Genomic DNA, 13,006 nt, shown 5'->3' with positions numbered 1-13,006 from the left:
ACGGCGATCACACCGCGCCGAGCAGCACCGCGCCATGGATCGCCGCCTGCCAGCCCAGGGCCGCCCAGCGTATGTCCAGAGGCTCTACAACAAGCGAATGCGGCAGGCTGTCCGCGATGCGCTGCTTGAGCGCCTGGCGGGGATAGGACTTCATGTCGACGATACCGCCGCCGATCAGGATCGTCTGCGGGGAAAACAAAGCGGCTGCCGTTGCGATGGTCACCGCCTGCTGCCAGACGATCTCATCGAGCCATTCGCGCAGCGATGGCGGCTGCCCGGCCGCCGAAAACAGATCGGCCACCGGGATATCGTAGTCTGTCGCGAGTTCGACAAGCGTTGCCCCTGAGGCGTAGGTCTCGACCCGGTTTGGCGGTCCGCTTTCGTCAGGCCGGTAGATCGGCATGTGGCCGATTTCCAGCGCCCAGCCGCCGCCCCTGAAAATGCCGTCCTTGCCGAGATAGGCCGCACCGATGCCGGTGCCGAGATAGACCGCCAGCACCTCCTTTTGCCGCTTCACCGCGCCGGCAACGCTTTCGCCCAGCAATTGCAGCACGACGTCGCGTTCGAGCCGCACGGGAACGCGGAGCCGCGATGCCAGTACCGTACCCAGCCGGATACCGTTCAGTTCGGGAATGTTGGCCGTGTGCAGCACCGTGTCGAAGTCGCGGTCGATGAACCCAGGCACCGTCGCAACGACCCGTGCAGGTTTGAGCCCGGCATCGCGGCAGGCTGCGGTGACCGCATCGGCCAACCCCGCCACCGGCGCGCCCTGGCGCAGTTGCGCGGTCGGGTAGGTGCGGGCGAAATCCACCGGGTGGCCGCGATCGGCAAAGCCAACCTTGACTGACGTGCCGCCGATCTCGACCACGGCGATGGTCTCATCCGCCGTTTTGTCGGTCATGCGAGCGGTTCCAGGAATTCCGAAAGACAGGCGCGGAATTCCAGCCGGTAGGCGGCGCGATCCTGCGATTTGGCTGTGATGGTGCAAAGCCGGGCCGACGGAATGAGCCCGGCCAGCGTCTGTGCGTCGTCCAGTCGATGGACGAGGTCATGCTCATGGCCGATGACAAGGGTCGGCACCGCGATAGCGCGGATGTCCGCCTCGCTCACGCCGGGACCATCGCCGGCGATCGCCGAAAGCAGCCTGCCGAACAGAACCGGGTCCGGGCGAGTGAAGAAGCCTTGCAGGCTGCCGAGATTGTCCGGCGCCAATCTGGCCAGTTCGCCGGCAACAGCGCTGTCATCGAACAGACGCCTTGCGTCTTGGGGCGAATGCCGCATCAAGAGATCGCCGACCACGGCATAGGGCCTCATATTGGCCGGTGCAGCCTGGGATACCCACGCAGGCCGGGCGAGCACCAGCGCCCGCACCCGCGCCGGCCTGTGCACCGCCAGGCGAAGCGCCAGCGCCGCGCCCATCGAGATGCCGCCGACGACGGCCGGGCCTAGGCCGAGATCGTCGGCCAGTGCATCGACGTCCTCGGCAAACGTCGCGATCGAAAGCCGCTCGACCGGCCCGTAGCCGGATCCACCCTGGCCACGGCATTCGAGCGTCACGCGCCGGGTCACCGGCAGATCGGGAAACACGTCGGCGACCTGCGCCTCATCGCCGCCCAGCCCATGCTGGAAGATGACGGGAAGCCCGGCGCCGACGTCCCGGTAGGCAAGGTCGACGCCATCGCGGCTGAAGGTCTCTTTCACGCGAGCTCGCTCTCTTCCAGTACGGTGCGCAGAAAGGCGCCGACACCTGGCGCCTCGGCCTCTGTCAGGCCATGTGTGATCAAGGGGCCGTCGAACCCGGCAGCCTTCAGGCGGCCGATGAAATGTGGGAAGTCGACCACGCCCTTTCCGGCTGCGGCAAAACTGCCATCGGCATGGCGGTCCTTGGCATGGGCCATGCCGATCTCGGCGGCCAGCAGATCGATGGCTTCGCCGATGAGGCGATGACGCTCCGCGCTGTCGGCCACTTCGAACAGATTGGCCGGGTCGAGCACGATGCGCAGCCGCGTGCTGTTCATTTCGTCCAGCAGGCGGCGTGCGGCCCGGGCGCTGGAGAGGACATTGGCCAGTTCCGGTTCGATGCCAAGCTCGATGTCGAAGCGCTCGGCAATCGCGATCGCCGCTTCCATCTCCGTCCGCAGATCGCTCCATGCCGCCTCGCTTGCATTGTCGGGATGCCAGCGCCACTGATCCTGCGCATCCCTTGTGCCGGTGCACAGCGTAATCAGACGGGTGCCCATATCGGCGCATGACGCGGCCAGGACCTCGAGCCGGGCAAGTCCCTGGATGCGAACCGTGCGATCCGGGTGGATCATGTTGTAGGTTCCCGAAACCGCCGCGATCGAAACGCCGGCCTCGCCGCTCGCCTCAGCGACGGACCGGGCCGCGCCGAGCTCAATGCTGTCCGGCATCGACGGCAGTCCAAGGCACGCCATGTTGAACTGCGCCGCCGTGTAGCCGCCGTCCGCGACCGCGCGCAGCACCGGCAAGGCGCCGGTGGTGGCGAAGGTCTTGGCGAAAATCCCAAGCTGCATCACACGACCCCGTCGACATCGGCCAGACGGACGGCGCGGCCGCCGGCAGCGGCCGAGCGGGCGATGGCAGCCATGCCCCTGACCGATGCGATGCCGTCCTCGATGCCGGCGCCGATCATCGGCGCGCCATTCAGCACGACATCGGCAAAGCCTTCGAGCTGCCGGCGATAGAAGTGGCCATCCGCGCCAAGCGTCCGGTGCCAACTGCCATCGGCCTCGCGGAAAATGTCGACCTCGCTGCTCTTGTAGTACCAGGGGTTATACGTCTTCGCGAGAACGCTGCCGTTCTGGCCATAGATCTGGAACCCTTCGTGCCAGTCCATGCGCACGGCGACCGTCAGGTCGAGATGGCCGATCATGCCGTCGGCGAAGATGGTGGTGATGAACCAGCAATAGGCGCCATAGCGCTCGGTGAGCCGGGCCTCCACCGCTTCGATCGGCCCATGCAGATGGCGCGCCGTATCGAGGAGATGGCTGCCATGCGCCAGCATATAATACTGGCGCAGATCCGCCTTGGGATTGACGGCAGGCTTGCGCGCCTTGGCGCTGGTGATGATCAGCGGCTGCACCGCATCGGTCATCGGGTAGCGGTGGGTGCTGTCGCAGTACCAGCCTTTGAACGCCAGCCGCTCGCCCATTTCGTCGTCGACGAAAGCCTTCGCCGCTTGGATGCCGGGATCGAAGCGCTTCATATGGCCGACCTGGAGCACCTTGCCGCTCTTGTGGAGCGCGGCCCGCAAGTGCTCGACCTCTTCGACCGAAACGCCCAGCGGCTTTTCGCAAAGCACATGCTTGCCGGCATCGAGCGCCAGTTCCGCGGCCTTGACGTGAAAAATGTCCGATGTCGCGATGATGACGGCGTCGAGGTCGGGATCGGCCAGCATCAGGCCGTAGTCGGCATAGGATTTTTCAGGCGCGTAGGTCGCGGCCATCCTGTCGCGCAGATCGTCGGCGACATCGCAGATGGCATAGAGATCGGCATTGCATGCCTTGGTGCAGGACTCGAAATGCGCCGCCTGGGCAATCGGACCGCAGCCGAGCACGCCGACACGCAGCCGCTTTTCGTCTTTGCGAGGCATTGAATCTCTCCTGATTAGCGCGCGGCGAGGCCGCGAAGTTGAAATTGCGGATCGCCCGACAAAGCTGCCTGATGCAGCAGACAGGCAGCGCCCAATGCCGGACCGTCGGCGCCGACGCGCGACAGTTCGACTGTGGGAACCGGATAACCTTCAGCCAGGAAGTCCGAGAGGAAAGCTGCCACCTGTTTGGAGACAAAGGGATAGACAGCATTGACCGAGCCGGAGAGGATGATGCGCTCCGGCTGCAAGGTGCAGGCAAGTGTCGCCAGCCCGCGACCGAACCAGAGCGCCCAGTCGCGCGCCGTGGCAACGGCTGGCGGATCGCCGTCGGCCAATGCCGCCACAAACTCATGCAGGCCGGCGCGCAGTCCGCTTATGTGCAAATAGCGCGCCAGCAACGCATCCTTGCCGACATAGGATTCCAGCCGCCCCGGGCGCTTCGCGTCGAAGACAAAACCTTCGTCGCCAATGCGAAGATGACCGATTTCGCCGGCGCCGCCGAGCCGGCCGCGATGCAGCCTGCCGGCATTGATGATGCCGCCGCCAACGCCGTTCTCGATCAGGATGACCAGAGCATCCTCATGGTCCTTGCCCGGCTGCGACCGGTATGTCTCGGCCACCGCCACGGCATTGGCATCGTTCTCCAAGAGGATTGGAAAGTCCGCGCCAAAGGCAGTGCGCAAAAGCTCCGCCAGATTGACCCCGTGCCAGCCAAGGATGGTGGCATGGTATGAAATCCCGTCGGCGGCGGGGAAGCCGGGCACGGCGACATTGAGCCCGTAGGGGCGCGTGCCCGCAGGCAATTGCGAGCGGATCTCGGCGACGAGTTCCCCGATGATGTCGACCGCGGCTTCAGGCGTGCTGCCCGGGCCGGCAAATGCCCTAGAGGCGCTCGCACGCCGCGCGCCGGCAAGGTCGACAGCCACGGCTGCGATCCAGTTGACGCCGATATAAGCGCCAAGGAAGAAGCCGCCATTGCCTTCGATCTCGACAAGGATACCGGGACGGCCGACCCGACCCTCGCTATCCTGCTCGTCATCCGCTCCATCCGACCGCTCGCGCGCCAGACCGGCTTCGGTCAGCCCCAGCACCAGGGCGCCGGTGGTCGACCGGGTCAGGCCGAGATTGCGTGCGAGCGCCGCTCGGCTCGACGCGCCGGCACGAAACAGCGCCGCAAGTGCCCGCGTTTCGTTCGGCCGAAGATCGGTCGACACCAGCACGTCGTTCTCCACAATTTGTTTGATTGACATACTAATAGAATTTCTAGGCGATTTGAAAGACCCAAGGTGGGGTGCATTGCAACAAATATTCAGCATCCCAAAGCCCATTGACCCAAGTTTCAAACGATGATTTGTATCAGAAACTTACAAATTGGCATGGGAGGATGCGATGCCGGTTCTAGCGCGTCTCGAACACATCGTGAAGGATTTCGGTGCCGTTCGCGCGCTGGACAATGTCTCGCTCGACATCAATGAGGGCCAGGTTCTCGGCCTGACGGGCGACAATGGCGCCGGCAAATCGACGCTGGTCAAAACCATCGCCGGAAATTTCCAGCCGACGTCAGGCGCCTCCCAAGCCTGTCCTCCGGCCGCATCGGCCGGGGGACATCTCCTCGAAAGAAGGCTTGTCAGTTGCCCGCTTCGCAATCAGAGACTGCTTGCGTCTCTCCAGCAGGCGATCAGATGACCGTCGCCGGCCTGCCTGACGGGTGGTTGCGCCTTTCGGCAATCGGGCAGCGCGACAGGACAGCGGGCGGCAAAGGAGCATCCGGAGGTCTCGGCATCGTGTGCCGCGACGTGGAGCTGAGCCGGAGCCCTCGGCGCCGTCTCATCCGAGGACGCGGCCAGAAGCAGCTTCGTGTAGGGGTGGTTGAGGCCACGGAAAATCTGCTCGGATGATCCCGTCTCGACCAGCCGGCCGCGATAGAGCACGCCGATCCTGTCGGCCATATAGCGCACCACCCTGAGGTCGTGGCTGATGAACAGATAGGTGGTGTCCTTGTCGCGCTGCAGGTCGTTGAGCAAATTGAGCACGGTCGCCTGCACGGAAACGTCGAGCGCAGAGGTCGGCTCGTCCAACACCACGAGCTTCGGCACGCCGGCAAAGGCGCGCGCAATCGCCGCCCGTTGGCGCTGGCCACCAGACAGCGATCTCGGCTTCTGGTCGACGGTCGTAGCGGCAAGACGAACCGAGGCCAGGAGATCGCCGACACGCTGCTTCACCTCGCTGCGGCTAAAGCCGGCGAGCCGCCGCAGCGGACGGCCGAGGATCCTGCCGATCCGCTGGCGCGGATTGAGCGTGCGGTCGGGTGACTGGAACACCATCTGCACGTCGCGCCGTTCGCTCAGGCTTCTTTTCTCGACGCGCGGCGCGACAGTGCTGCCGAACAGCTCGACCGACCCAGCGTCCGGCGTCTGGAGGCCAGTCACGATCCTTGCCAATGTCGACTTGCCGGAGCCGGATTCGCCGATCAGCCCGAACGTCTCGCCCTGGGCTATCTCCAGGTCGATATCGTGCAGGACGGCCTGGGAGCCGAAGGCGCGGCTGATGCCTTTGCAGGCGACGGCGATCGGACGTGCGGCTTCCGGTTGATCGCTGCGGACAGGCTTCGACGGGCCGGTTGTGTGCATCTCGGCCAGCCTGCCGTCGCGCTTGGTGAAGTTGAGCGCCGGGATCGAGGCGATCAGCGCCTTGGTGTAGGCGTGAACAGGGTTCTCGAAGACATCGTTGGCGATGCCGCTTTCGACCACCGTCCCCGACTGCATCACGGCCACCCGATCGCAGGCCCGGCGGACCATGTTGATGTCATGGCTGATCAGCAGAACGCTGGTTTGGTGATCGCGGCGCAAGTCCTGCAGGATGGCGACGATCTCGGACTGGACGCTGGCGTCAAGCGCCGTCGTCGGCTCATCCAGCACCAGCAGCGACGGGTCGAGCGCAATGGCAATCGCGATGTTGGCGCGCTGCTGCATGCCGCCCGACAATTCGTGCGGATAGAGATCGAGCACCCGCTCCGGATTGCTCACCCTGACGCGGCCGAGCAGCTCGGCGGCGCGGGTGCGTGCTTCGTCCTGCCGAACCGGGCGATGCCGCATGATCGTCTCGGTGATCTGCCGGCCAATCGTCATGGCCGGATTGAGTGCCGCACCTGGATGCTGGTAGACGGCCGCGATGCGATCGCCCCTTAGCCGGCGAAGCTGCTCGCCGGAGAGACTGCGGATCTCGCGACCCTGGAATTCGAGCGCCGACGCGGCGATCCGGGCGTTGCGCGGCAGATAGCGCAGAATAGCGAGAGCCACCGAGCTCTTGCCCGATCCGGACTCGCCGACAAGGCCGAGCGCTTCGCCTTCGCCGATGGCGAGCGACACGCCGTTGACGGCCGGATGCGATCCCCGGCGTCCATCATAGGCGACGGTGAGCTGCTCGACGTTCAGAACCGATGACGACATGTCTTGCTGAAACCACTTTCTTTCGGCGCGGTCTTCGAGGGCAATCGCTTCCGCTTTCGCGCCGCACAATCTCTATAAAATTACTCGAATTAAGCTGGAGCGCAATCTACCTTTCATCGCTCAGGAGAGATTGTCGCAGCCGGTCGAGGCGTCGCGACGGTCCCTTGGAGCAGTTCTGCAAGGAGGCCGACATGGCACGCGACCACATGATCCTCAGCGCGTTTTTCTTCAACCCGCAGGGCGATCATCGTATGTCATGGCGCCATCCGCGCGCGCCCGGCCGCGAAGTGCTCGACTTCGACTTCTACCGCGATCTCGTCCAGTCTGCCGAGCGCGCCAGGATCGATACGATCTTCGTCGCCGACCATGTTGCGATCTGGGATTCCGTACAGAGCGGCGTAGCCCATTACGCCAATGCCCGCCTGGAACCGCTGACGCTGTTGTCGGCGCTTGCCGGCGTGACCAGGCATATCGGCCTCATCACCACCGCCTCGAGCTCCTACAGCGAGCCCTACAATGTCGCCCGCATGTTTGCCTCGCTCGACCATATCAGCAAGGGCAGGGCGTCTTGGAATGTGGTGACGTCGGCCATGGACGAGGAGGCCCGCAATTTCGGCCGCGACGGCAATATCGAGCACGCCTTTCGCTATGAGCGCGCCACCGAATTCCTCGATATCGTCAAGGCACTGTGGGACAGCTGGGAAGACGAAGCCCTGCTTATCGACAAGGCATCGGGCTATTTCGCCGATCCCGACAAGGTCCATGCGATCAACCACAAGGGCCCGCACTTCAAGGTGCGCGGACCGCTCAATGTCTCGCGCCCGCCGCAGGGCCATCCGCTGATCGTCCAGGCCGGCTCGTCCGAAGACGGCAAGAATTTCGCTACCGCGCATGCCGATGCGCACTTTGCCATCTACAGCACCAAGGAAGACGGCATCAAATATAGGCAGGACATCAACGAGCGCCTCGCCCGTTACGGCCGCAAGCCCGAGAGCTTCAAGATCCTGCCGGGCATCCTGCCGATCGTCGCAGCTTCCGAAGCGGAGGGACGCGAGCGGCAGGAGTATCTGCAGAGCTTGCTTCCCGATCGGGTCGGCATCGACCTTCTCTCGAGCTGGAGCGGCGTCGATCTCTCCGTATATCCGCCGGACGGCCCGCTGCCGCCGCTGCCGGACGAGAGCACCTTCAATGGCGGCCGCACCTCGCTCAATCGCGTCAAGGAATGGTCGAAGCAGAACCTCACTCTGCGCGAGATCGCTCGCAAGCTCGCCAACAGCGGTTCGGTGCCGACCGTCGTCGGCACACCGAACCAGATCGCCGATCAGCTGCAGGACTGGTTCGAGGCAGGTGCCGCCGACGGCTTCAACCTGATGTTCCCGCTGCTCCCGGAGGATTGGGTGAATTTTGCCGAGCAGGTCGTGCCGGAACTGCAGCGCCGCGGCGTATTCCCCACCGAATATGCGCCGGGGACGCTGCGTGATCGTTTCGGCCTGGCTCGGCCGGCCAACCGCTTCGCCGAACAGCGCGACAATGTGCGCGCCGTATCCTGACTTGGGGCAACTGATATGACCGCAGCGCCAAAACTTCAGCCCCGCGAAGCCACGGCTCCGCAGCTCATCAATGTTCTGCACAGCCCCAAGCGCATTCGGGTCAAATTCGCCGGCCGCACCATCGCCGACAGCCGCAACGTCCTGGTGCTGCGCTCCAACCATTTTCTGCCGATCTATTTCTTCCCGGCCTCCTCGGTGGACCGCTCGCTCTTGAAGCCGTCCGAGCATCGCCAGCCGCATCCAGTCGGCGGCGAAACCACCTATTGGGACCTGGAGACGGGATCGAAAGCTTCTCCCAATGCGGCCTGGTCGTTTGTCGCGCCGCAGGATGAAAGCCTGTCGCCACTGGCCGGCCGCATCGCCTTCACCTGGAAAGCGGTCGACCAATGGTTCGAGGAGGAGGAAGAAGTCTTCGTCCACGCCCGCGACCCATACGCCCGCATCGACGCTCTGCAGAGTTCAAGCCATGTCCAGATCTGGTTCGACGGCGAAGTGATCGCCGACAGCCATCGCCCGGTGCTGCTGTTCGAAACGCATCTGCCGACGCGTTTCTATTTGCATCCGGACGATGTCAGGCTCGACCGTCTGGTCGACTCGGACAGCACGACGCGCTGTCCCTACAAAGGCATCGCCTCCTACTGGTCGGGCCGGCGCGCCGACGGCTCGGTGAGCCCCGATGTCGCCTGGAGCTACCGCGATCCCATTGCCGAAATGCCCAAGATCAGGGGCCTCATCGCCTTTTACCCGCAAGCCGTCGACCGCATCCATCTCGACGGCGAACCAGTCGCTTAAGCCATTCAACAGTCATTTCAGACAGGGGTTCCAGAATGACCAAACGCAACGACATCAATACGCTTCGCAATCTGTCCGGCGACATCTGGAACGTCGCCGTCGATGAGCACCAGGCCGGCTTCCTCAAGCGCCGCGATCTGCTGAAATACGCAGCCTTGATCGGCCTCACCGGCTTTGCCGCCTCGCAGGGACTTGCTGGTTTCGGCACGGCGCGCGCTGCCGGCGCCGGCGGCACGGTCCGCGTTGGGCTCGGACAGCCGACCAAGGCGATCGATCCCGTCTCCATCACCGATCCGGCCAGCATCGGCGTCATCAGCCAGGTCGGCGAATATCTCATCCTCGACGATCCCAAGGACGGTCTGCAGCCCAAGCTCGCTCTGTCGTGGGAGGCCGACGAGACCGCCAGCCGCTGGACCTTCAAATTGCGGCCGGGCGTAAAATTCCACGACGGCCGCACCGTCACCGCCAAGGATGTGGTGGCGAGCTTCGAGCGGCTGGTCGATCCGGCCAGCGGTTCGTCCGCGTTGTCGGCCTATAAGGGCATCCTGTCCAAGGGCGGCGCCAAGGTCGTCGACGACCAGACAGTCGCCTTCGATCTCGACGGGCCCAACAGCAACTTCCCCTTCTATGTCTCGTCCGACGTCTACAATGCCGTCATCCTGCCGGCCGACTATGCCGGCGATTTCGAGAAGAATTTCAACGGCACCGGCCCGTTCAAGCTCGAATCCTTCCGCCCCAAGCAGGGCGCCAGCTTCGTGCGCAACCCTGATTATTGGGGCGACAAGGCGCTGCCCGACCGCGTCGAAATCAAGTTCTTCGACGACGAGCAGGCGCAGGTGCTGGCGCTGCAGGCCGGCCAGCTCGACGTCATCCCGAGCACGACCCGGCTGGAATTGGCGATCGAGGGCAATCCCAACTTCAAGCTGCTCAGCGTGCAGGCAAGTTCGCATGACGAGGTGCATCTGAGGACTGACCAGGCGCCGTTCACCGACAAGCGCATCCGCCGCGCCTTGGCGCTCACCATCGACCGCGAGGCGGTGGTCAAGGGCTTGCTCAAGGGCCGCGCCATCGTCGGCAACGACACCCCGTTCGCGCCGATCTTCCCCTCGGCCGATCCGTCGGTACCGCAGCGCAAGCAGGACATCGCCGAGGCCAAGCGCCTGCTTGGCGAAGCCGGCGTGCCGAACGGCTTCCCGGTGACGCTGACCACCGAGCGCGCCTATGACATTCCCGATTATGCCGTGCTGATCCAGAATTTTGCCAAGAAGGCCGGCATCGACATCAAGCTCAACGTGCTGCCGCAGGACGCCTATTATGGCTCGGCGAAGTTCGGCTCGTCGCCATGGCTCGATTCCAATCTCGGCATTACCGATTTTGGCCATCGCGGCACGCCCGACATCTTCCTCAATGCGACGCTGAAGAGTTCGGGCGCCTGGAACGCGGCGCATTTCAACAACCCGGCCTATGACGGGTTGCTGCTCGAATACGGCAAGGCCCGCGACCTTCAGGCGCAACGCCTTGCCGCGGGCAAGATCCAGACCTTGCTGCTGGACGAGACGCCGCTGATCATCAGCTACTTCTCGCAATACAGCCGCATCGTCTCGTCGAAGGTCGAGGGCGTCCGCTTCACGGCGATCTCGCATCTGCTGCTCGATCGCGTGACGTTCGCCCAGGCATGATTGCGAGACGTCCAGCCACTCCGGGCACTAAAATCCGATGCTGACCGGCCGCACTGTGTTGGTGCGGGCAGCCTCGCTTCTGCTCACGCTGTGGCTGGTCAGCATGCTGGTGTTCTTCGCCGGGCAGGTTCTGCCCGGCGATGTCGGTCGCCTCATGCTCGGGCCGTTCGCCGATGCCGAGGCCGTCGCGGCGCTGAACAGGCAGCTCGGCGCCGACCAGCCGGTGCTCGTGCAATACTGGCACTGGTTCAGCAGCGTGCTGTCAGGCGACTTCGGCACCTCCCTGTCGTTGCGTTTGCCGGTGGCGCCCTTCGTTCTGGAAAGCCTCAAGCGCTCGGCGGCCCTTGCCGGAATTATCCTCGTCTTTCTGTTGCCGCTGGGCATCGGCGCCGGCATCGTCGCCGGTCTCAACCAGGGCCGCTTTATCGACCGCCTGATCGTACTCGCCGGCGTGTCCTTCGGCATCGTCCCGGACTTCGTCTCCGGCCTGCTGTTGCTCATCGTCTTCGGCCTGTGGCTGAACTGGTTCCCGATCACCGGCGCTGCTCCCGATGGCGCCGGGCTGTGGGTCAGTGGCTATTATCTGATCCTGCCGGCGCTGCCGCTGGTGCTGAACCTTGCCGGCTACATCACCCGCATGACGCGGGCCGGTGTGATCGAGGCGCTGGCCGCCGACTATACGCGCACCGCCGTCCTGAAAGGCCTTGAGCGTCGCGAGATACTCATCCGGCACGTGCTGCGCAATGCGCTGACGCCGACCATCGCCGTGCTCGCGACCCAGACCGGTTACATGCTGGGTGGTCTGGTGGTCATCGAAGCCCTGTTCGGCATACAGGGCCTCGGCAACCTTGTCCTCAACGCCGCCAAGGCGCGAGATTTCCCGATGCTCGAAGCCGGCGTGCTGGTCATGGCGACCATCTTCGTGCTGTCGGCCGCGGCAGGCGATCTCGTGAATGCCTTGCTCGATCCGCGGCAGCGCCGCCGTGTCTCGCCATGATGGAACTGATGGAATTGCCGGAGCGCCGTACGCTGCGCTGGCGGGCAGCAAGTCGCATCCGCGAGACTGTTTCGCAGCTGCCGCCCTCGGTCATCATCGGCTCGCTGATCCTGCTGTTCTGGGTCGGCTGTGCCGTGTTCGGCAGCCTGTTTGTGCCCTACGATCCCTATGCCGAGGATTTCCTCGTCATGCTGGCGCCGCCCGACGCGGCGCACTGGTTCGGCACCGACCAACTTGGCCGCGACGTGCTGTCGCGCATCGCCGTCGGCTCGCGTGACATCCTGCTGGTCGCGCCGGCAGCAACACTGCTCGGCGTTGCCGCCGGCAGCGTGCTTGGCCTCGTGCTCGGCTATTTCGACGGGCTGATCGACGCCATCGGCGCCAGGCTGCTCGACACGCTGATGGCCTTTCCCTTCATCGTCCTCGTCACCATGGCGCTGGTCGCGCTTGGGCCATCGAACCTCACCGTCATCCTTGTGATCGGCATCGCCTATGCCCCGCTGGTGGCACGGACGGTGCGTGCCGCCGTGCGCGAGCAGCGCGAACGCGATTATGTCAGCGCCGCTCGTCTCGGCGGTGAGAGCGCTCTTTCCATCATGTTCCTCGAGATCCTGCCTAATGTCAGGGAAACCATTCTCATCGAGCTGGTCACAAGGCTTGGCTATGCCTTCTTTTCGATCGCCACGCTGAGCTTCCTCGGCCTCGGCATCCAGCCTCCCTCAGCCGATTGGGGACTGGCGGTCGCCGACGGCTACGGCTTCCTGACCGGCGGCAAATGGTGGGTGGTGATCTTCAACTCCGCAGCCATCGTTTCGCTTGTCATGGCAACCAATCTGATCGCGCAAGGCATGGGCGCCTTCGAAAACAGCGATCGGTGAAGAGCGGAACGCTCAGCAAAGCTGACGCGCAATCGCGGACCGTGCGCT

At 64.4% G+C, this 13,006-nt stretch carries 11 protein-coding genes and 1 pseudogene; 6 read left to right on the top strand and 6 right to left on the bottom strand.

From position 1 onward, the window contains the following. Positions 1–7: 7 nt before the first annotated feature. From X727_RS149365 to X727_RS149385, 5 genes are read right to left on the bottom strand one after another with little or no spacing between them, the layout of a single operon-like run. Entirely contained in the window at positions 8–901 is an 894-nt protein-coding gene (locus X727_RS149365) for an ROK family protein (RefSeq protein WP_023725885.1), read from the bottom strand. Further along, on the bottom strand, positions 898–1,701 hold the full coding sequence (locus tag X727_RS1000000167960) for an alpha/beta hydrolase (RefSeq protein WP_023725884.1): 804 nt from the start codon (positions 1,699–1,701) through the stop codon (positions 898–900). The genes X727_RS149365 and X727_RS1000000167960 overlap by 4 nt, the downstream gene beginning before the upstream one ends. Then, the gene (locus X727_RS1000000167955; protein WP_023725883.1) at positions 1,698–2,534 is read right to left on the bottom strand and encodes a sugar phosphate isomerase/epimerase; all 837 of its coding nucleotides are present in this window, start codon (positions 2,532–2,534) and stop codon (positions 1,698–1,700) included. The genes X727_RS1000000167960 and X727_RS1000000167955 overlap by 4 nt, the downstream gene beginning before the upstream one ends. Next, on the bottom strand, positions 2,534–3,613 hold the full coding sequence (locus tag X727_RS149380; RefSeq protein WP_023725882.1) for a Gfo/Idh/MocA family oxidoreductase: 1,080 nt from the start codon (positions 3,611–3,613) through the stop codon (positions 2,534–2,536). Before X727_RS149380 ends, X727_RS1000000167955 begins: the two co-directional genes overlap by 1 nt. Positions 3,614–3,627: 14 nt before the next feature. Continuing rightward, a complete protein-coding gene (locus tag X727_RS149385; RefSeq protein WP_023834393.1) occupies positions 3,628–4,863 on the bottom strand; it encodes an ROK family transcriptional regulator in 1,236 nt (411 codons plus the stop codon). 139 nt (positions 4,864–5,002) lie between these two features. On the opposite strand from X727_RS149385, the pseudogene X727_RS1000000166535 reads away from it, so the two are divergent. Next, a pseudogene (locus X727_RS1000000166535) lies at positions 5,003–5,182 on the top strand (ATP-binding cassette domain-containing protein); the annotation flags it as partial. A gap of 77 nt (positions 5,183–5,259) precedes the next feature. Here the strand turns inward: X727_RS1000000166535 and X727_RS149395 are convergent. Next, positions 5,260–7,062 (bottom strand): ABC transporter ATP-binding protein, encoded by a 1,803-nt coding sequence (locus X727_RS149395; RefSeq protein ID WP_023834392.1) that lies wholly within the window; start codon positions 7,060–7,062, stop codon positions 5,260–5,262. Positions 7,063–7,253: 191 nt separating this feature from the next. On the opposite strand from X727_RS149395, the gene X727_RS149400 reads away from it, so the two are divergent. The 5 genes from X727_RS149400 to X727_RS149420 are packed head-to-tail and all read left to right on the top strand — an operon-like array spanning position 7,254 to position 12,958. After that, on the top strand, positions 7,254–8,612 hold the full coding sequence (locus X727_RS149400) for an LLM class flavin-dependent oxidoreductase (protein ID WP_023668832.1): 1,359 nt from the start codon (positions 7,254–7,256) through the stop codon (positions 8,610–8,612). Positions 8,613–8,627: 15 nt separating this feature from the next. Continuing rightward, on the top strand, positions 8,628–9,404 hold the full coding sequence (locus tag X727_RS149405) for a DUF427 domain-containing protein (protein WP_023725876.1): 777 nt from the start codon (positions 8,628–8,630) through the stop codon (positions 9,402–9,404). 35 nt (positions 9,405–9,439) lie between these two features. Next, positions 9,440–11,083 carry an ABC transporter substrate-binding protein gene (locus X727_RS149410; RefSeq protein ID WP_023668830.1) on the top strand — a complete coding sequence of 548 codons (1,644 nt, stop codon included), beginning with the start codon at positions 9,440–9,442 and terminating at the stop codon, positions 11,081–11,083. Between the two features lie 37 nt (positions 11,084–11,120). Next, complete coding sequence (locus X727_RS149415; protein ID WP_031198523.1) at positions 11,121–12,080, top strand: ABC transporter permease; 960 nt, start codon at positions 11,121–11,123, stop codon at positions 12,078–12,080. Continuing rightward, a complete protein-coding gene (locus X727_RS149420) occupies positions 12,077–12,958 on the top strand; it encodes an ABC transporter permease (RefSeq protein WP_023668828.1) in 882 nt (293 codons plus the stop codon). The genes X727_RS149415 and X727_RS149420 overlap by 4 nt, the downstream gene beginning before the upstream one ends. The last annotated feature ends 48 nt before the right edge of the window (positions 12,959–13,006 follow it).

This window comes from Mesorhizobium sp. L103C105A0 (genome assembly GCF_000502215.1).
Lineage (GTDB): Bacteria > Pseudomonadota > Alphaproteobacteria > Rhizobiales > Rhizobiaceae > Mesorhizobium.
This window is presented reverse-complemented; position numbering and strand designations above follow the sequence as displayed.

Bases quoted from the DNA above. Each gene is read 5' to 3' on its own strand.
- X727_RS149420 (WP_023668828.1), top strand. From the start codon at position 12,077: ATGATGGAACTGATGGAATTGCCGGAGCGCCGTACGCTGCGCTGGCGG.
- X727_RS149385 (WP_023834393.1), bottom strand. From the start codon at position 4,863: ATGTCAATCAAACAAATTGTGGAGAACGACGTGCTGGTGTCGACCGAT.
- X727_RS149380 (WP_023725882.1), bottom strand. From the start codon at position 3,613: ATGCCTCGCAAAGACGAAAAGCGGCTGCGTGTCGGCGTGCTCGGCTGC.
- X727_RS149365 (WP_023725885.1), bottom strand. From the start codon at position 901: ATGACCGACAAAACGGCGGATGAGACCATCGCCGTGGTCGAGATCGGC.
- X727_RS149410 (WP_023668830.1), top strand. From the start codon at position 9,440: ATGACCAAACGCAACGACATCAATACGCTTCGCAATCTGTCCGGCGAC.
- X727_RS1000000167955 (WP_023725883.1), bottom strand. From the start codon at position 2,534: ATGCAGCTTGGGATTTTCGCCAAGACCTTCGCCACCACCGGCGCCTTG.
- X727_RS149400 (WP_023668832.1), top strand. From the start codon at position 7,254: ATGGCACGCGACCACATGATCCTCAGCGCGTTTTTCTTCAACCCGCAG.
- X727_RS149415 (WP_031198523.1), top strand. From the start codon at position 11,121: ATGCTGACCGGCCGCACTGTGTTGGTGCGGGCAGCCTCGCTTCTGCTC.
- X727_RS149395 (WP_023834392.1), bottom strand. From the start codon at position 7,062: ATGTCGTCATCGGTTCTGAACGTCGAGCAGCTCACCGTCGCCTATGAT.
- X727_RS149405 (WP_023725876.1), top strand. From the start codon at position 8,628: ATGACCGCAGCGCCAAAACTTCAGCCCCGCGAAGCCACGGCTCCGCAG.